We start from the raw sequence: 17,585 nt of genomic DNA, 5'->3' as shown, positions 1-17,585 counted from the left end.
CGGTCGGGCAGAACTTTCTACCCAGAGCGGGCCGCCTTTTGGATGCGACGAACGGTCATTTGCCGTCGTCGAATGCACGTGCAGACTGTGGCCTCGATCACACCAAGTGACAGATGAGGGTCATCGGTAACGCGTCCACCGCGTGTCGGTCCGCGCGTTGCGGAAGTCGTCCAGGCGCCGGTACAGCTCCGGCCGGACCTGCGGCCGGCTGCGCAGGATCGGCAGCACGCTGGTCGTCAGCTTCAGCTCGCGGATGCCCCGGAGGACGGTGAAGCCGGGCCAGGACGTCACGTCGAAGCCGTACGCCGCGGCGAACGTCCGGTAGCGCACCGGCGGGTCGCCGAACCGCTCGCGGCCGACCGCCAGCGGCGTCAGGTCCCATTCCGGCGGCCCGACGCACGAGGAATCGAAGTCGCAGAGCACCGGGCCGTCCGGACCGGGGATGACGTTGCCGGGGTACGCGTCGCCGTGGACCAGCCCCCTGGGCAGCGGAAACTCCAGCTCGGCGAGCTCGGCTTCGAGCTCGGCGCAGCGGTCGAGCAGGAACTCCCGGTCGGCGTCGCCGAGCTCTTCGGCGTCGGACACCCGGGCCCGCACCGCGGCGAACGGCGCCCACTCGGCGAGGCCGGGCGGCGGGGGCAGGGCGTGCACCTGGCGCAGCAGCCGGGCCAGGTCGACGGACGTCGCGGCGCGGCCGATGCTCGGAACCTGGTGCCACACGGTCACCAGGTGCCCGCCGACCTCCAAGGGCTGTTCGACGTCGGCGAGCAGCCGGATCGCGGGGACACCGTGGTCTTCGAAGTGCCGGGCCACGCGGACGACCGTGCCGACCCGGTGCCGCAGCTGCGTCGAGCCGACGATCCGGACCACGAACGGGGCCGTGACCAGCGCGTACACCGCGTTGTTGGTGAACCGCAGCAACCGCGCACCCGCCGGGTCGAGGTCCAGCAGCGCGCAGGTCTCGGCCAGCACGCCACGCAGCTTCCCGGAGGTGAACCGGCCGTCCAAAACCGCGCCGGCGCCTTCGGCGTTATGCGGCGTAGAAAGCGTGGAGCCGGTCGGCGAGGTCACGGGCGTCGGCGTTGTTGCGGCGGCGCTCGGCCTCTTCCTGCAGGGGCCGCATCCGGTCCTTGACCCGCTCGGACTTGATGCCCTCGGCGCAGTCGATGGCCTTGCCGCCGACCTTGGCGCCGTGGTCGAGGTCGCCGTCCAGCAGGTGGTTGGTGGCGAGCGCGCTCAGCATGAACGTCTTGGAGCGGGCCATCTCGTCGTCGTAGGTCTCGACGGCCTTGGTCAGCGCCGGGATCGCGTACTTGGTGTGCTCGGCGTTCTTCTGCGCGAGGACCGTGTGGACGGTGCCGACCATGGCGTAGACGTCGGTCTCGGTGAAGAACTTGACCCACGACTCGGCTTCGGCCAGGTTGGCGCGCTCGAACTCGTCCTTGCTCCGGCCGAGCAGCTTCACCGCCTGCTCTTCGTTGCCCATCATCGCGTAGGCCCAGGCCTCGTTCGCGCAGAGCACGGAGACGGCCAGCTCGGAACCGCTTTCCTGGGCGGCGATCTGGCCCAGCTGGAACAGCTTCAGCGCGTCGTTCGGGGCGTCCTGGTGCAGGTAGACGCGGCCCATCCGGTAGAGCACGTTGGCCACGAGCGGGTGGTTCTCGCCCTGCTTGGCCAGGTCCAGCGCGTTCGCGAAGTGGCCGCGGGCGGAGTCCATCAGGCCGGTGTCGAAGGAGGTCCAGCCGGCCAGCGAGTGGAGGTCGGCGAGCGCCACGTACAGCCGGTTCTTCACCAGGTCGGTGCCGTGCGCCTCGAGCATCTGCTGGCCCCAGGACAGCTGGGCCACGACGGCGTCGCGGCAGAACCCGCCGCCGTACTGGTAGTCGAGCGCCCGCAGCGCCCGCGTTGCGGCTTCGACCTGGCGGACGTCGGTCATGCCGATGCGCCCCGGCGCCGGTGTCCTGGCCGGCCCGGCCGCCCAGGTGCCCGATTCGGGACCGAACACTGCCGCGCCCATCGTGACCTGGGCAGCGTGCGCGAGGAACCTCCGTCGCTTCACGGACTCGTCCTCCTCAGCCTGCTGGCCGTCGGCGGAGCCGACGACGCGTATCGCCGTGGCCTCGTCGTAGGCGAGGCCCATGTACCCACGGGGGACGCCCAGGCCGTCGGCGATCCGCGTGAGCACGTCGTAGGCCATGACCTGGCGACCCTTGAGGATCTCCGACACCTCGGACTGGGATTGGCCGGTCATCGCGGCGATCTGGCGCTGCGAGACACCGTGCTTGCGCAGGAGCCGGTACACGGCGCTGATCTCGCGAGACGCGAGAGCCGTTCTCATCTCCGGCTGCTCCCACGCGTCAGCGGGAACTGCGTGGCTCTGCCGGGCTTCGGCACTGCCACCGTTACTGGCGTCCATCGCGCCCCCTCCACTGTCCGGTCGGGCGTCTGTAAAACAGCGTAGGCAAACCTGGTGAACCGTGTGAACAGCCGAACTGGTGCCCTGATCGGTCCGGGCGAAGTCCGTTGACCGCTTACCGTGGAACCGAGCCCAGTCACCGCTATGACGCCGGTTCCACCTTCTATCGCACCCGGTTTCACCTCACTGTAGTTGTCAGATCTCCGTCACCGGCCGCACACCGGTAGCGATCACGGAGAGCTACGAAAACCGCAGCGTTGCGCAAGTGCGATGTTGCAGAAGGCATCTTCGGAGACTTTCGACAGAGCGGAGAAGGGCGTGGAGTTCGTGGACTCGTTCGCAGGGGGACATGCCGGCACGGCCACCCGCGCCGTGCGGCCGGCGACGGTCCCTCCCGTCTCCGCCGTCCGCCCCGTCACCCCCGCCGCCGCGGTCGACCCCCGCACCGCGAGCGTCCGCCACTACGAGGGCGGTCAGCTCGTGTGGCGGGTGCAGTGCGGCGACCTCATCAGCCGCGAGCGAGCGGTGACGGTGTTCGTCGAGGACAACCAGGTGGTACTGGTCTCGCCTCCCGGTGAGACCGCGCGGTTGACGTCCGGCCAGCTCGGACAGCTGCGCGCCGCGCTCAACGAAGCCGCCAAGATGGCGGAAAGGTAACGGTGAGCTGACATGGATCAGGTACTCGGGCAGGTCCTCCGCAATGCGGTCTGGGAGCGCCTCGACATGCTGACCGACCTGGCGAACCGCGCCGACGCCCAGTCGCTCGTCTCGGTCGCGCGCTCCGAACTGCCCCGGTTGACCGAGGCGTGGCGCGCGATGCTGAAGATGCACGAGCCCGACGAGCGCGGCGACTGCCCGACCTGCTCGACCCGGTGGCACCGCTGCAAGGCGCCGTGCTCGGTCTGGCAGGTCGCGCACGAACACTTGGTAGCCGGCGGCCTGGCCCCGCAGCAGCAGTCGGCCGACAACCGGCTCCAGGGCCGCCGCAAAAACCCGGTCACGGCGCACCCCGCACCGCCCACCTCGGCCGAGACCACCGGTCGCCACGCGCTGGTGAACCCGCGCCGAGCGGTCACGGCCTGACCCCCTGACAGGCGAGCCACGGCCGGCCGATCGCCCCATCGGACCCGCGTCGGCACTCGCCTTCGGCCGAGGACTGTTTCGCCCGCACCCCCGAGCAGCGCGAACCGGTCCTCGGCCACCACCCGGTCCCCACCGCGATTAATCGAAAAAAATACGCGTTAGGCCTAGCCCAGCCAGTAATCCCCCGCTAGATTGATCATCGAAGACGGCGTTGGACCATGGGTCTGGTCCTGCTGTCACCCCGCCTCCGAGCGGCCCCCGAATTCCGCGGGCCGGTGCCGTTGCACTCCCCTCCCCCGACCGGCACCGGCCCGCGGTTCCACACCCTGAAACAGTGAAGGCCGCACTCCCCGAGTGCGGCCTTCACTGTTTCGGTTGGGCTTAGCGGACCGCCTTCACGCGCAAGACGAGCACCGAGGCCAGGAGCGTCGCGACCGCGGAGGCCGCGAACAGCCCGGGGTAGCCGCCGACGTGGGCCAGCAGCAGGGGCGTCAGCAGCGGGGCGACCACCTGCGGCAGCGAGTTCGCGATGTTGATGATCCCGAAGTCCTTGGCGCGGTTCTGCGCGGCGGGGAGCACCTGCGTCAGCATCGCCAGCGCGACCGCCATGTACGCCCCGAAACCGACGCCGAGCAGTGGCGACGCGGCGAGCGCCACCGGCCAGCTCTGCCAAAGCACCAGCAGCAAAGCGGCCAGCGCCATCACTCCGGAGGCCACCAGGACGTACGGCTTACGCCGACCGGACTTGTCGGAGAAGTACCCCGCGAGCACGGCGCCGCCGACGAGCGCGACGCCGTACAGGCCCATCATGATCAGCAGGCCGTTTTCCGGGTCCGCGTAGTGCACCGCGTCCTGCAGGAAGAACAGGAGGTACAGCGTCCCGAACGCGTTGCCGAGGTTGATCATGAAGTGGCAGCTCCACGCCCACGCGAAGTCGGGGTACTTCCGGGGCGAAACCCAGAAGTCGCGGAGCACCTGGCGCAGCACCCACGGCGGCCGGAACTCGACCGGCAACCGCGCGTCCGGCGTCCAGAGGACGAAGAGCGCCGCACCGATCACCACGATCCCCGCGCAGACCGAGTAGGCCAGCGGCAGGCCGGCGATGCCGAGCACGACGACCACCACGACCGCGCCCAGGACGGTGCCGAGCATTTGCGCGATGCCGACCAGGCCGCCGACCACGGCCAACTGCTGCACCGGAACCCGATCCGGCAGGGCGGCCATGAGCGCGGCGAGCATGCCGTTGAGGCCGCCCTGCACCAGGCACCAGCCGATGATCATCACCGCGACCGTCGGCGCGAACGCCAGCACCACCAGCCCGACGGCGGCGACGAGCGCACCGCCGACGGTCCACGGGTGCCGCCGGCCGAACCGGGAGCAGGTGCGGTCGGACAGCAGCCCGATCGTGGGGTTGGCCACCAGCGCGACCGCCGCGCCGAAGCCCATCACCAACCCGAGAACGCTCTCTTTGCTCACTTGGTCGAGCAGTTCGGCCTGCTTAGGCAGCAGCACCTGGATCGGCGCGTACACGCCCAGCCAGAGCGCGATGTTCGCGAAGAACAGCAGGCTCATCCAGCCGGGCCGCACCCGCACGACGGGCTCGGCGAGCGCTTCCGGCACGCCGGTGGCCGCGGTCGTCACACTACTCATTCCGCACCAGCTTCCGGTACCAGTGGAACGAGTCCTTCGGCGTCCGCCGCAGGCTCTCGTAGTCGACGTGCACCAGGCCGAAGCGCGGCGCGTAACCCTTGGACCACTCGAAATTGTCCATCAGGGACCAGCAGAAGTAGCCACGGACGTCGACACCGGCATCCATCGCCTCGCGCAGCGCGACGAGGTGACTGTGCAGGAAGTCGATGCGTTCGGGGTCGTGCACACCACCGTCTTCGGCGACTTCGTCGGCGAAGCTGCAGCCGTTTTCGGTGATCTGGATCGGGGGGAGCTTGTCCTGGTAGCGGTGGTGGAAGTCCAGCAGCAGCTCGCGCAGGGCGTGCGGGACGATCGGCGAGTCGTTGGTCGTCATCGGGTAGCCCTCGATGTCGCGCAGCTCGAAGGGCAGCGGGTTGCCCGGCCCGGGCATCGCGACCCCCTGCGGCTCGTAGTAGTTGACGCCGTAGAAGTCGAGGGGCTGCGCGATGGTGGGCAGGTCGTCGGCGAACCCGGCGGGGAGGTGCGGGTGGAGCTGCTCGGGGTAGCTGCCGAGCAGCATCGGGTCGGCGTAGAGCCGGTTGAGCAGCGCGTCGAGGTATTCAGCGGCGTCTTGGGCGTCGTCGTCCGCGGGCCAGATGGGCGAGTGGTTGTTGGCCGTGCCGATGTTCGTGGCGCCGGCCGCGCGGAGGGCTTGGACGGCGAGCCCGTGCGCGAGGTTCTGGTGGTGCGCGGTCGGGATGGCGTCGAGCAGCAGCACCTTGCCGGGCGCGTACTCCCCGATGCCGTACCCGAAGATGGACATGACCATCGGTTCGTTGAGCGGAATCCACAGCTTCACCCGATCGGCGAAGCGGTCTCCGAGGATTTGGGCGTACTCGGCGAAGCGCTCAGCGGTCGCCCGCGAGAGCCAGCCGCCCTCGTCTTCGATGGTTTGGGGGGTGTCCCAGTGGTAGAGCGTGACGGCGGGAGCGATGCCCGCCTCGCAGACGGCGTCGATGAGCTTGTCGTAGAAGCCGAGGCCTTCGGGGTTGGGTGCGCCCTTGCCGTCGGGCTGGATGCGGGGCCAGGCGATGGACATCCGGTAGGCGCCGACGCCGAGTTCCGCCATCAGCGCGATGTCTTCGGGGTAGCGGTGGTAGTGGTCGGCGGCTACGTTGGCTTGTTCACCGCGGGCGATCTTGCCCTCGGTCGCGGTGAACGTGTCCCAGATGGACGGTCCACGCCCACCTTCGCTGGTGGCACCTTCGATCTGGAACGCCGATGTCGAAACACCCCAGAGGAAGTCGGGCGGGAAGATCGGGTTCTGCACCGGCTGCTGACCCCTTCGTCAGGGCACCCACAAGGGTGAACATGAAAAGTTCTCATATACTAGGTCTTCACTCGTCCGTGGGGAAGCCCGTCGGCACGATAAAGTCCCAGATCAGACGAGGAGGAGTGCCGTGTCCGACATCCAGGCCGCGAAGGTGCCGGCAGAAGCCACCCCCTTACGCCGCCAGCCGGTCCAGCAGCGAAGCGCCAAACGGGTCGAGCAGATGCTCGACGCGAGCGCGGCGTTGATCGACGAGCTCGGCTACGACGCGCTGACGACGACGTTGATCGCCAAGCGAGCGGGGGTGGCGGTCGGTTCGCTGTACCAGTTCTTCCCGGACAAACGCGCGGTCGTCCAAGCGCTCACCGCGCGGAATCTGGAACGTTTCGTGGGCGCGGTGAACGAGCGGCTGAAGCAGCTGGGGCCGGAGCACTGGTGGGACGTCGTGGACTCGATCCTCGACATCTACCTCGAGATGCACCGGACGGTCCCGGGCTTTTCGAAGGTCCACTTCGGCGACATCATCGACCGCCAGCTGCTCGACGAGACGCGCGACAACAACGCGGTGCTCGTGGATTCGCTGACCGAGGTGGTTTCCACCCAGGTGGACCGGCCGGTGGAGGACCTGCGGTTCGCGATCGGGATCGCGAACGAGGTGGCGGATGCGCTGCTGAAGCTGGCGTTCCGGAAGGAGCCCAGCGGGGACGAGAAGATCGTCGCCGAGGCCAAGTACGTGGTGAAGGGGTACTTGGCGGCCCGGTTCGGGGAGCGGTCGTAGCTGTCCACAGAAGTTGTCCACAGGTATGCACAGCTGTGGACAACGTGGCGGTTTCGGGGTGGGTTGTCGGTGGGGGCCGATAGACTGGACTTGGGCACGCCCCCCGGGAGGGTGGGGGAGTTTGTGAGGGCGGGGACGGCCCTCACAAACTGGTCGGTCGCCTGGCGGGGTTGGACGGCGGTCGGTCGTCAGCTGCCCGTCCGATAGGCCGCCGTCAGCCGAAGTTCTGGTTTTCTCCCCGGTACGTCGGGACCGTTCGTTCCACCCGGTCGCCGAGTACCAGGTGGTAGTGCGTGAACCGCTCGGCCAGCTCGCCCGCCTTGGCGTGGCGCAGCCAGACCCGGTCGCCCAGGTTCAACGTTCGGGCGGCTCGGCCCGTCACCGGTGTCTGGACCTCGCCCGCTCCCTCGAAGCCGAGGAACTTCAAGCCCTTCGGCAAATACGGCTTCGGCTGGCGGGAAGGGCCTGTCGGGCCCGAAGCGATGTAGCCGCCCGAGAAGAGCGTCGCAATTTTGCGCGTGGGGCGGCGGACCACTGGCAGCGCGAACAGCGCTGCCGGGCGGGGCTTGAAGCGGGTGTAACCGTCGAAGAGGGTGGGGCCGATCAAGCCCGAGCCCGCCGCTATTTCCGTGACCACCGCGTCGGCGCCCGTCGACTCGAGGCTGCCCGTGCCGCCTCCGTTGACGAACTCCAGGGGCGTCACCGCCTGGACCGCTCGGACCGCTTCGCCGCGTCGGCGGGCCAGCTCGGCCGCCGACCGGCGTTGCATCCAGCCCACCACTGCCCGGTTCAGGCGGTGGCCGGCCGCGTCGCCGAGACCGGCGATCTGGCCTTCGTACGCCATCATTCCCACCAGGCGGAAGCCCGGGCGGGCGGCGATCTGGCGGGCGAACGTCGAGGCCTGCTTCGGGGTGAACACCGGCGAACGCCGCGTGCCGACGTGGATGCCCGGGAACGGGCGCCAGGACGCGTCCAGTTCCAGGCACACCCGGATCTCCGGGTGGCCGTGGCCGAGGGCCGCGTCCACCAGGTCCAGGTGCTCGGGGGAATCCACCATGATCGCGATCGCCGCGCGGGCGCGCTCGGACGCGGCCAGGCGGCGAAGGGCTTCGTGGTCCGCCGTCGGGTACGCGACGACGATGTCATCGGTCGTGCCCTGCTCGATGTGCCAGACCGCTTCCGCCAGCGAGTAGCACATCAGGCCCTCGAAACCCGGCATCGTCAGCGCCCGCTCCAGCAGCGCGCGGCAGCGGACCGACTTGCTGACGACGCGGATCGGCTTGCCGGCCGCGCGGCGGCGGAGGTCGGCCGCGTTCGCGTCGAACGCCGCCAAGTCGACCACGGCCAAGGGCGCATCGAGGTCCTTGGTCGCCAAGTCGTACACCGTCGCACTGGTCACGAGGTCTAAAGTACGACAACAAGCCTTGAAACGCGAATACTATTCACTTACTGTTTCGGGCACTCCTGGATGAAGGGTGCACGCGCATGACCCGGTGGACCAACTGGGCGGGCACGGTTTCCGCCTCGCCGCAACACGTTCACCAGCCGCGCAACACGGCGGAGATCGCGGCGACGGTCGCGAGCATCGCCGCGGCCGGCCGCACCGTGCGCCCCTGGGGCAGCGGGCACTCCTTCACCGCCATCGCCGCCGCCGACTCCGATGCGCTCGACCTGCGCCAATGGACCGGCATCGACCGGGTCGACCTGGCGACCGGGCACGTCACCGTCCGCTCCGGCACCACGCTCCGGGAGCTCAACGCCGCCCTCGACACGCTCGGGCTGGCCATGACCAACCTCGGTGACATCGACGCGCAGACCATCGCCGGCGCGATTTCCACCGGCACCCACGGCACCGGCGCGAAGATCGGCGGCCTCGCCACCCAGATCGTCGCGCTCGAACTCGTCCTCGCGGACGGCTCGGTCGTCACCTGCTCGGCCGGGGAAAGGCCCGACCTCTTCGCCGCCGCCCGCGTCGGGCTCGGCGCGCTCGGCGTGATCACCACGGTGACGCTCGCGTGCGAACCGTCGTTCGTGCTGCGCGCGCAGGAACGGCCGGAGCCCCTGGAGCAGGTCCTCGAGGGCTTCCACGACTTCGCCGACGAAAACGAGCACTTCGAGTTCTACTGGTTCCCCTACGGCAAGAACGCCCTGGTCAAGCGCAACAACCGGACCGAGACGCCGCAGCCGCTCGGCAAGGTCCGCGAGTTCGTCGACTACCGGATCATGGAGAACGTCGCGTTCGGCGGGCTGTGCCGGACCGGGCGGCTGATGCCGAAGCTCGTGCCGTCGCTCGGCAGCTTCGCCTCCAACGTCCTGAGCGCGCGCGACTACAGCGACCTCTCGCACCGCGTCTTCGTCACCGCGCGCAACGTCCGTTTCACCGAAACGGAATACGCTGTTCCACGTGAATCAGCGCTCGACGTGCTCGCCGAACTACGCGCCGTGGTGCCGACGCTGAAGGACCCGGTGATGTTCCCGGTCGAGGTCCGGGTCGCCGCCGCCGACGACATCTGGCTGTCGACCGCGCAGGGCCGCGACTCCGCCTACATCGCCATCCACCAGTTCGCCGGCATGCCTTACCGCGAGTACTTCAGCGCGTTCGAGAAGATCGCCGGCGCGGTCGGCGGCCGCCCGCACTGGGGCAAGATGCACGACCTCGACGCCGGCGTCCTCCGGACGCGCTACCCGCACTTCGACGACTTCCTGCGCGTGCGCAAGGAAACCGACCCGAACGGCGTCTTCACCAACACCTATCTGGACCGGGTGCTGGGCCCCGCCTAAAACAGAGCCGACACCGATTCGCCGTTGTGGATTCGGCGGATCGCTTCGGCCATCGCCGGCGCGATCGAGAGGATCTTCAGCTTCTCGGTGCGTTCTTCCTCCGGCACCGGGACGGTGTTGGTGCAGACGATCTCCAGCACCTCCGGCCGGCTGCCGATGCGCTCGATGGCCTTTGCCGCGAACAGCCCGTGCGTGCAGGCGACGCGGATCGAGCGGGGCTCCAGCTCGGCCAGCTTGTCCAGCAGTTCGAGCACCGTGCTGCCCTTGGCGATCTCGTCGTCGAGCACGATCACGTCCCGGCCGGTGACCTCGCCGATCACCGAAGTGATCTGGACGCGGTCGTCGGGGAAGCGTTCCTTCGCCCCAGCGGCGACCTGGACGCCGAGAAGCCGCGCGAAGTGCGACGCCTCCTTCGCGTTGCCCAGGTCGGGCGAGACGACAGTGGTGCGCGAAAGGTCGTACTGGCGGAAGTGCTTGGCCAGCTCCTGCAGCGCGTGCAGGTGATCCACCGGGACGCTGAAGAAGCCGTGGACCTGCGGTGAGTGCAGGGTCATCGCGAGCACGCGGCTCGCTCCCGCGGTCACCAGCAGGTCGGCGACCAGCCGGCCGCCGATGGAAATGCGCGGCGCGTCCTTCTTGTCCGAGCGCGCGTACGAATAGTGCGGCATCACGGCGGTGATGCGGGACGCCGAGGCGCCGCGGGCCGCGTCGAGCATCAGCAGCAGCTCGACGAGGTGCTCCTGCACCGGCTTCACCAGCGGCTGGATGATGAAGACGTCCCGCTCGCGGCAGTTCGCCTGCAGCTGCACTTCGAGGCAGTCGTTGGCGAACCGCTGGATCTCGACCGGCCGCAACGGCACGCCCAGGTGTTTGCAGATCTCTTCGGCCAGCTCGGGGTGAGCGCTGCCGCTGAAGACGGCGATTTCTCTTGATGCCTGGGTGATCACAGTGCCGAAATCGCCTCGTCGATGGGGGTCTCGCCCGAGATCAGCGTCAGGGTGCGGTGCACCGAAGCGGGCGCCCCGAGCAGGGCGACGAGCACCGCGGCGACGTCGTCGCGCGGGATCGGGCCGCGTCCGGTGTTCTCGGCCAGCAGGACCAGGCCAGTGCCGGGGTCGTTGGTCAACTGGCCCAGCCGGAGGATCGTCCAGTCGAGGTCACGGGCCTTGAGGTCGTCTTCCGCCGCGCGCTTGGCACGCAGGTAGTGCCGGAATTCCTCGGTGACGGCGGGGTTGTCCGGGTTGTCGGCCCCGATCGAGCCCACCTGGATGTGCCGCCGGACGCCCGCGCGCTCGGCCGCTTCGGCGAACAACGCCGCCGCACCACGGTCCACAGTGTCCTTGCGGGCGGTGCCGCTGCCCGGGCCGGCGCCGGCGGAGAACACCGCGGCGTCGGCTCCCTTCAGGACTTCGGCGACGGCGTCCACATCGGAGTTCTCGAGGTCCAGTACGACGCCTTGGGCGCCGGCGGCCTCGAGGTCCGCCGCGTGGGCCGGGTTCCGGATGATGCCGATCGCTTCGTCACCTCGCGCGGCGAGCAGCCGCTCGAGCCGCAGCGCGATCTGACCGTGTCCACCAGCAATGACGACTCGCATGGAGCCGAGCCTAGTGCGAAGCGGGCGCCTCTGCGGTGCGGAGCAGGTGGTCGTAGACCAGCTCGTTGACCAGGCGGGAGACCGGGTCCTCGGCCAGCACGACGCGCTCGGTGCGGCCCTCGAGGTCGAGGTCGACGACCGCGTTCGGGTCGGCGGTCACGACGGCGAGGCCGTACGCGCGGGCGCGCGGCAGGCAGTTGCCGACGTAGTCCTCGGTCAGCACGACCGGGGACGGGAGGACCATCGCGGCCTCGCCGTAGCGGGCGAACGGAACCGCGGAGGCCATCGCGGTGCGCCAGTGGCGCGCGACGGCCAGGACGCCGACGATCTCGGCGGCCGGGGCGGGGGCGGTTCCGGCCAGCTCCGGCCAGGTCCAGGTGTCGACGGTGGCGCGGTCGGCCACCGGGCCGGCACCCATCGCGATGCGTTCGGCGTGCACGTCGGTGCGGAGCTTGGCGACCACGCAGACCTTGCGGCCGAGGATCGTGGTCTCGGGGAGGACGACGCCGTTCCAGCCCAGCTGGGCGGCGGCAGCGCGGGCGAGCTCGTCGACGCTCGCGGGGAGCTCGATCGGCGGCACCACGCGGCTCGGCATCGACCGGCTGCGCTTCGCGCCACCGGCGACCGTCGAGCGCTCGGTGTTCTGAGGTGTAGCCGCCACGAGTCCGCCTCCTTCTAACCTGCACCGCTTCGTGACCGGGGGAAACCGGCACCTCACTTGTCTAACAGCGCGGCGGCGCGGCGTCGCCGGGTAGTGCGAGTGGCTGCGATCGGCGGCGCCCAGCGGTCGATGACCGGTCGGTAGGCGGTCATCGGACTTCGGTCGAACGGTGCGGCCAACCGAGTGATCGCGGGGGTGAGTGGCATTACGGTCCGGCTACGGGCGATTACCCGGGGCAGGATCGGCCAAACCCGGTCAGGCTGGGCCGTTCGGCGCAACCGCGGCAAATCCACAGTGGACGCGGGCCCCTGAGCTGCGGATGTCCGCCGTCACCCACATGGCGGTGACTTGGACCGCAGCGGTTCCGGGCGCGCGGGACTAAAGTTACCCACCAGTCACTTAGCCCCCGCCGTGGAGGACCGATGCGCTCCCCGAAGGACTTCTTCGCCCCGCTCGCCCTGGGCGCACCCGCGCCCGTGCGGGAGATCCCGGTGACGCCGTCCCGGATGATCCACTTCTTCGACCCGGGCAACGAGAAGATGGCGGCGAAGGTGCCGGACATCGCGAAGAAGGTCGACGTCCTGCTCGGGAACCTCGAGGACGCTGTCCGCGCCGACCGCAAGGAGGCCGCACGCGCCGGCCTGGTCGCGATCGCCAAGGCTAACGACTTCGGGAAGACACAGCTGTGGACGCGGGTCAACAGCCTGGACTCGCCGTGGGTGCTCGACGACCTGGTCACGCTGGTCACCGAGATCGGCGACAAGCTCGACGTCATCATGGTGCCGAAGGTCGAGGGCGCGCAGGACATCCACTACGTCGACCGGCTGCTGGCCCAGCTCGAGGCGCGCGCCGGGCTGACGAAGCCGCTGCTGGTGCACGCCATCCTCGAGACGGCGAGCGGCGTGGCCAACGTGGAGGAGATCGCCGGCGCGAGCCCCCGCATGCAGGGCATCTCGCTCGGCCCGGCCGACCTGGCCGCGAGTCGTCGCATGAAGACCACCCGCGTCGGCGGCGGGCACCCCGGCTACCTGGTGCGCACCGACCCGACCGGCGACGACTTGACCGAAGGCCGGACGACCTACCAGCAGGACCTGTGGCACTACACGGTGGCGCGGATGGTCGACGCCTGCGCGATGCACGGGATCCTGCCGTACTACGGGCCGTTCGGGGACATCCGCGACGTCGTCGCGTGCGAGGACCAGTTCCGCAACGCGTTCCTGCTCGGCTGCGTCGGCGCGTGGAGCCTGCACCCGGTGCAGATCGACATCGCGAAGAAGGTGTTCTCGCCGTCGCCGTCCGATGTGGCCTGGGCGCGCCGGGTGATCGCCGAGATGGGTGACGGCACGGGCGCGGTGATGATCGACGGGAAGATGCAGGACGACGCGTCGGTGAAGCAGTGCCGCGTGGTCGCCGAACTGGCCGACGCCCTCGCGGCGGACGACCCCGAACTCGCGGCCGCCTACGACGCCGCCACCAAGGAGGCCCTCGGATGACCGAGCTGAAGCCGAGACGCTCTGTTCTCTACATGCCCGGCGCGAACGAACGCGCGCTGGAGAAGGCCAAGACGATCCCCGCGGACGCGCTGATCCTCGACCTCGAGGACGCCGTCGCGCCGGACGCCAAGGAAGCCGCGCGGGAACGCGTGTGCGCGGCGGTGGGCAACTACGGCGAGCGCGAAGTGACCATCCGGGTCAACGGCCTCGACACCGAGTGGCACGACGCCGACCTGCGCGCGGCCGCCTCGGCCGGGCCGGCCGCGGTGGTCGTGCCGAAGGTGAACTCCGCCGCCGAGGTGCACAACATCGAGCGCGCGCTGGAGCTCGGCGGGGCGCCGGACCACACGAAGATCTGGGCGATGGTCGAGACGCCGGTCGCGATGCTGCACGCGGAGGAGATCGCGGCGGCGTCGGAGCGGCTGACCGTGCTGGTGATGGGCACGAACGACCTGGCCAAGGAGCTGCACGCGGAGTTCGTCCCGGGCCGCGGGCCGTTGCTGGGCGGGCTCTCGCTGTGCCTGCTGGCCGCCCGGGCGACCGGCAAGGTGATCCTCGACGGCGTCTACAACGACGTGAAGGACCTCGAGGGCTTCGAGGCCGAGTGCGAGCAGGGCCGTCAGTACGGCTTCGACGGCAAGACGCTGATCCACCCGGCGCAGGTGGAGCCGTGCAACCGGATCTTCGCACCGTCCGAAGCGGAGGTCGACAAGTCGCGGCGGATCATCGAGGCCTTCGAGGAAGCGCAGAAGGAAGGCCGCGGGGTCGTGACCGTGGACGGCCGGATGATCGAGAACCTGCACGTCGACAACGCGCGGCGGGTGCTGGCACTGGCCGAGGCCGTCAAGAACTGAACCCCGGTGGCCGGGCGGATCGCCCGGCCACCGGTGCGGTTCACCCCGGCAGCGAGTCCGTCCACTCGGAACTGACCTCGGCACCCTGCGGGTCGGCGAACTGGGAGATGGCGCCGTCCGCGGTCACGTACATCGACGTGCGGTTGATGCGGCCGGTCGAGGGGTCGACGACCAGGCGGTACTCGCCGGGCAGCCGGAACCCGTGGCCGCCCGGGACGGGGCCGAGGTCCTGGACGCCGGGGTACGCCGCGATCGAGCGGAAGGCCGCCGCTCGCACGGCCGGCGACGCGGGCAAGGTCGACACCAGCGAAACCATCGACAGCAGCAGCTCCCGTTCCCGGTCCTCCGCGGTGAAGGGGCCGGCGCTCGTCCGGGCGCCGCTGTGCGCGATCGCGTTCACGAGCCAGTCCCGCAGGGCCGCCGGGTCGGTGGGCAGGGTCCGGAGCTGCTCGAAGGTCACCTCGGTGGCCGCCAGCCGCAACGAGTACCGCCCCAGCGCCATGACCTTGCCGCCGGATTTCGCTCCGCGGAAGAACAGGTGGCCGTCGGCGGTGTACCAGTCCTCGTAGGTCTGCTTGTCCGAGGTGGTCTTGATGTGCCAGTACTTCCCGGTGCCGTCCGGGGAGTGCTCGGCCACGGTGGCCGCCGCCAGCAGGACCTGCGTGCCGGTGACGACCGGGGCCACGGCCTGGGGCTGCGGAGCGGGCACCGGAGTGGGCGCCGGGGCGCCGGGCAGGGTCACCACCACGACGGCGGCCGCGGCCGCCGTCGCCACGAAACCGGCGCCGAGCGCCAGCGGACGCACCCGGCGGCGGGGGCCGGTGAGCATCCGGTTCTGCAGCCGGTGCCGGCTCCGGTCCACGACGTCCTGGGGAACTTCGCGGGGCGCCAGCGCGGCTCGCAGGGTCTGCAGGTCATTCATCGAAAGCCTCCTGGGCGAGAACGGGGGCGAGCTTCTTGCGGGCGCGCGTCAGGCGGGAGCCGACCGTGCCTGAGGAGATGCCGAGTGCTTCGGCCACTTCGGCGTAGCCGAGGTCGCCGAGCGCGACGAGCAGCAGGACATCGCGTTCCCCGGCGGAGAGCCGGGCCAACGCCTTTCCCAGCCGCGCAACCGTCACCGAAGCGACAACGCGGCTTTCGTGCCCTTCGGCGGCCTCGCGCGGGTCGAGCCGCGACAGCGCGCGGTAGTGACGGGCCTCTTTGCGGCGGTGCCGCGAGACCAGGTTCGTCGCGATGCCGAACAGCCAGGCCCGCAGGTCACCTCGGGCGGCGTCGAACGACTTCCGGCGGTCGAAGGCGACGAGGAACGTCTCGGCGGCGACGTCCTCCGCGACCTGGGCACCGAGGCGCCCGGCGACGTACCGGTGGATGTCCGCGAAATAGCGGTCGTGCACTTCCGTGAAGTGCTCGCTGTCCAGCACCGGGGCCGCCGTCATGGGGCTGCCTCTGTCATGGGGTTCCTTCCCGTCGGCGACAGCTTCACCCCCACTTCGCCGAAGGTCCGGAACTTCTTCCCTACCCCACCGGCCAGGGCCGCTGCGGCGGCCGGAGCCCTTCGTACGCCGCCGCGGCGCGGAGGACGCCGGGGTCGTCGAAGCGGCGGCCGGCGATCTGAAGGCCGATCGGCCGGCCGTCGTCGGTGTAACCGCAGTTCAGCGAGACCGCGGGCTGGCCGGACATGTTGTACGGCACGGTGAACGCGATGTGCTCGAACGGCCGGGCCGGGTCGTTCGTCGGCGACGCCCACTCCGCCGGCGGCGCCGCGACCGGGCAGACCGGAGACAGCACGACGTCGAACGCCGAGGTCGCCCGCAGGGCCGCCACGCTCATCACGTCGATCTGGGCGAAGCCGCGGTAGACGTCCACTCCGGACACCTCCGCACCGCCCGCCGCCCACTCGGCGATGTACGGCAGGACCTTCGCGCGGCGGTCCGGCGGCAGGGCCACCAGGTCCGACCAGGCCCGCGTGCGCCAGAAGACGTCGAGGCCGTCGAGCATTTCGCGGGTGAGGAACGGCTCGACCGGCTCGACGACGGCGCCCGCGGCTTCGAAGGCCCGGGCCGCCGCGGTGACGGCGTCGCGGATCGCCGGGTCCACCGGGAGCCCGGGGCCGGACTCGAGCTGCAGGCCGACGCGCAGGCCGCCCACCGGGAAAGCCGGCGCGGACCAGTCGAGCTCCGACGGCGGCAGGCACAGGTGGTCACGCGGGTCGGGGCGCGAGAGCACGCTCATCAGCAACGCCGTGTCGGCGACCGTGCGGGTCATCGGGCCGGCGACGCGGCCGAGGAACGGCGGGTCGACCGGCACCCGGCCGAAGCTCGGCTTCAGCCCGGTCAGGCCGCACCAGCCCGCGGGCAGCCGGATCGAGCCGCCGATGTCGGTCCCGACGTGCAGCGGGCCGTACCCCGCGGCGGCCGCGGCCCCGGCGCCCGCGCTGGAGCCGCCGGGGGTGGCCGAGAGCTGCCACGGGTTGCGGGCCGTGGTGTGGAAGCTCGACAAGCCGGACGTCAGCATCCCGTAGTCCGGCATGGTCGTCTTGGCCAGCAGGACGGCGCCGGATTCCCGGACCCGCGCGGCCGCCGGGGCGTCCTCGGCGGCCGGGACCAGCGCGGTCGCCGCCGTGCCCAGCGGCACCGGCGTGCCGCGGGTCGCGATGTTCTCCTTGAGCGTCAGCGGGACGCCGTCGATCGGGCCCAGCGGTTCACCGGACGCCCAGCGTGCTTCGGACGCCTTCGCTTCGTCGCGAGCGCCTGAAGGGTCGTACGCGTACAACGCGTGCAGCTCAGGCTCTCGCGCTTCGATGCGCGCGAGAACGGCTTCGGTCACCTCGACCGGCGAGAGCGTCTTCGCGCGGTACTGCGCGACGAGCTCGACGGCGGTCAGGTCAGGCAGCTCGGTCACTAGTGCACCCTCTTTCCTGCGAGTCCTTGGATGGGGCTTGTGGTAGGAACTAGGCGGAAGCCGGG

General features: G+C 70.3%; 17 protein-coding genes. 6 read left to right on the top strand and 11 right to left on the bottom strand.

Features of this window, described 5'->3' with window-relative positions; genetic code table 11:
* Positions 1 to 120: 120 nt before the first annotated feature.
* Positions 121 to 1,008 (bottom strand): phosphotransferase enzyme family protein, encoded by an 888-nt coding sequence (locus C2L58_RS36355; protein ID WP_103342176.1) that lies wholly within the window; start codon positions 1,006 to 1,008, stop codon positions 121 to 123.
* A gap of 22 nt (positions 1,009 to 1,030) precedes the next feature.
* Positions 1,031 to 2,416, bottom strand: coding sequence for a helix-turn-helix transcriptional regulator (locus tag C2L58_RS36350; RefSeq protein ID WP_103342175.1), 1,386 nt, complete (start codon positions 2,414 to 2,416; stop codon positions 1,031 to 1,033).
* A gap of 318 nt (positions 2,417 to 2,734) precedes the next feature.
* Between C2L58_RS36350 and C2L58_RS36345 the strand changes: the two genes are divergently transcribed.
* Both C2L58_RS36345 and C2L58_RS36340 read left to right on the top strand, forming a co-directional pair.
* Complete coding sequence (locus tag C2L58_RS36345; protein ID WP_103342174.1) at positions 2,735 to 3,073, top strand: hypothetical protein; 339 nt, start codon at positions 2,735 to 2,737, stop codon at positions 3,071 to 3,073.
* Between the two features lie 12 nt (positions 3,074 to 3,085).
* Complete coding sequence (locus C2L58_RS36340; RefSeq protein ID WP_103342173.1) at positions 3,086 to 3,499, top strand: hypothetical protein; 414 nt, start codon at positions 3,086 to 3,088, stop codon at positions 3,497 to 3,499.
* Between the two features lie 381 nt (positions 3,500 to 3,880).
* Here C2L58_RS36340 and C2L58_RS36335 read toward each other — a convergent pair whose 3' ends face one another.
* Complete coding sequence (locus C2L58_RS36335) at positions 3,881 to 5,149, bottom strand: MFS transporter (RefSeq protein ID WP_103342172.1); 1,269 nt, start codon at positions 5,147 to 5,149, stop codon at positions 3,881 to 3,883.
* Positions 5,142 to 6,458: a GH1 family beta-glucosidase gene (locus tag C2L58_RS36330; protein ID WP_103342171.1), complete on the bottom strand. Its 1,317-nt coding sequence runs from the start codon at positions 6,456 to 6,458 to the stop codon at positions 5,142 to 5,144. Before C2L58_RS36330 ends, C2L58_RS36335 begins: the two co-directional genes overlap by 8 nt.
* 130 nt (positions 6,459 to 6,588) lie before the next feature.
* On the opposite strand from C2L58_RS36330, the gene C2L58_RS36325 reads away from it, so the two are divergent.
* On the top strand, positions 6,589 to 7,236 hold the full coding sequence (locus tag C2L58_RS36325) for a TetR/AcrR family transcriptional regulator (RefSeq protein WP_103342170.1): 648 nt from the start codon (positions 6,589 to 6,591) through the stop codon (positions 7,234 to 7,236).
* 214 nt (positions 7,237 to 7,450) lie between these two features.
* On the opposite strand, the gene C2L58_RS36320 is transcribed toward C2L58_RS36325, so the two are convergent.
* The gene (locus C2L58_RS36320; protein ID WP_103342169.1) at positions 7,451 to 8,635 is read right to left on the bottom strand and encodes an amino acid deaminase/aldolase; all 1,185 of its coding nucleotides are present in this window, start codon (positions 8,633 to 8,635) and stop codon (positions 7,451 to 7,453) included.
* 86 nt (positions 8,636 to 8,721) lie between these two features.
* On the opposite strand from C2L58_RS36320, the gene C2L58_RS36315 reads away from it, so the two are divergent.
* Positions 8,722 to 10,017 carry a D-arabinono-1,4-lactone oxidase gene (locus C2L58_RS36315; protein WP_103342168.1) on the top strand — a complete coding sequence of 432 codons (1,296 nt, stop codon included), beginning with the start codon at positions 8,722 to 8,724 and terminating at the stop codon, positions 10,015 to 10,017.
* Here the strand turns inward: C2L58_RS36315 and C2L58_RS36310 are convergent.
* From C2L58_RS36310 to C2L58_RS36300, 3 genes are read right to left on the bottom strand one after another with little or no spacing between them, the layout of a single operon-like run.
* Positions 10,014 to 10,964: a ribose-phosphate diphosphokinase gene (locus C2L58_RS36310; protein WP_103342167.1), complete on the bottom strand. Its 951-nt coding sequence runs from the start codon at positions 10,962 to 10,964 to the stop codon at positions 10,014 to 10,016. The genes C2L58_RS36315 and C2L58_RS36310 overlap by 4 nt on opposite strands.
* Positions 10,961 to 11,611 carry an SDR family oxidoreductase gene (locus tag C2L58_RS36305; RefSeq protein ID WP_103342166.1) on the bottom strand — a complete coding sequence of 217 codons (651 nt, stop codon included), beginning with the start codon at positions 11,609 to 11,611 and terminating at the stop codon, positions 10,961 to 10,963. The genes C2L58_RS36310 and C2L58_RS36305 overlap by 4 nt, the downstream gene beginning before the upstream one ends.
* 10 nt (positions 11,612 to 11,621) lie before the next feature.
* The gene (locus C2L58_RS36300; RefSeq protein WP_103342165.1) at positions 11,622 to 12,272 is read right to left on the bottom strand and encodes a hypothetical protein; all 651 of its coding nucleotides are present in this window, start codon (positions 12,270 to 12,272) and stop codon (positions 11,622 to 11,624) included.
* A gap of 422 nt (positions 12,273 to 12,694) precedes the next feature.
* Between C2L58_RS36300 and C2L58_RS36295 the strand changes: the two genes are divergently transcribed.
* Positions 12,695 to 13,765 carry an HpcH/HpaI aldolase/citrate lyase family protein gene (locus C2L58_RS36295; protein ID WP_086841768.1) on the top strand — a complete coding sequence of 357 codons (1,071 nt, stop codon included), beginning with the start codon at positions 12,695 to 12,697 and terminating at the stop codon, positions 13,763 to 13,765.
* Complete coding sequence (locus tag C2L58_RS36290; RefSeq protein WP_103342164.1) at positions 13,762 to 14,619, top strand: HpcH/HpaI aldolase/citrate lyase family protein; 858 nt, start codon at positions 13,762 to 13,764, stop codon at positions 14,617 to 14,619. Before C2L58_RS36295 ends, C2L58_RS36290 begins: the two co-directional genes overlap by 4 nt.
* A gap of 40 nt (positions 14,620 to 14,659) precedes the next feature.
* Here C2L58_RS36290 and C2L58_RS36285 read toward each other — a convergent pair whose 3' ends face one another.
* The 3 genes from C2L58_RS36285 to C2L58_RS36275 form a co-directional block, all read right to left on the bottom strand.
* On the bottom strand, positions 14,660 to 15,541 hold the full coding sequence (locus C2L58_RS36285) for a CU044_5270 family protein (RefSeq protein ID WP_103342163.1): 882 nt from the start codon (positions 15,539 to 15,541) through the stop codon (positions 14,660 to 14,662).
* Positions 15,534 to 16,055 carry an RNA polymerase sigma factor gene (locus tag C2L58_RS36280; protein WP_103342162.1) on the bottom strand — a complete coding sequence of 174 codons (522 nt, stop codon included), beginning with the start codon at positions 16,053 to 16,055 and terminating at the stop codon, positions 15,534 to 15,536. Before C2L58_RS36280 ends, C2L58_RS36285 begins: the two co-directional genes overlap by 8 nt.
* A gap of 79 nt (positions 16,056 to 16,134) precedes the next feature.
* Positions 16,135 to 17,520, bottom strand: coding sequence for an amidase (locus C2L58_RS36275; protein WP_103342161.1), 1,386 nt, complete (start codon positions 17,518 to 17,520; stop codon positions 16,135 to 16,137).
* Positions 17,521 to 17,585: the final 65 nt, after the last annotated feature.

Source organism: Amycolatopsis sp. CA-126428 (genome assembly GCF_002904335.1).
GTDB lineage: Bacteria > Actinomycetota > Actinomycetes > Mycobacteriales > Pseudonocardiaceae > Amycolatopsis.
Note: the sequence above shows the minus strand (reverse complement) of the source record. Positions and strands in the feature narration are given on the sequence as shown.

Excerpts from the sequence above, each read along its gene's own strand:
- C2L58_RS36350 (WP_103342175.1), bottom strand. The coding sequence starts at position 2,416 with ATGGACGCCAGTAACGGTGGCAGTGCCGAAGCCCGGCAGAGCCACGCA.
- C2L58_RS36340 (WP_103342173.1), top strand. The coding sequence starts at position 3,086 with ATGGATCAGGTACTCGGGCAGGTCCTCCGCAATGCGGTCTGGGAGCGC.
- C2L58_RS36335 (WP_103342172.1), bottom strand. The coding sequence starts at position 5,149 with ATGAGTAGTGTGACGACCGCGGCCACCGGCGTGCCGGAAGCGCTCGCC.
- C2L58_RS36315 (WP_103342168.1), top strand. The coding sequence starts at position 8,722 with ATGACCCGGTGGACCAACTGGGCGGGCACGGTTTCCGCCTCGCCGCAA.
- C2L58_RS36305 (WP_103342166.1), bottom strand. The coding sequence starts at position 11,611 with ATGCGAGTCGTCATTGCTGGTGGACACGGTCAGATCGCGCTGCGGCTC.
- C2L58_RS36295 (WP_086841768.1), top strand. The coding sequence starts at position 12,695 with ATGCGCTCCCCGAAGGACTTCTTCGCCCCGCTCGCCCTGGGCGCACCC.
- C2L58_RS36290 (WP_103342164.1), top strand. The coding sequence starts at position 13,762 with ATGACCGAGCTGAAGCCGAGACGCTCTGTTCTCTACATGCCCGGCGCG.
- C2L58_RS36285 (WP_103342163.1), bottom strand. The coding sequence starts at position 15,541 with ATGAATGACCTGCAGACCCTGCGAGCCGCGCTGGCGCCCCGCGAAGTT.
- C2L58_RS36280 (WP_103342162.1), bottom strand. The coding sequence starts at position 16,055 with ATGACGGCGGCCCCGGTGCTGGACAGCGAGCACTTCACGGAAGTGCAC.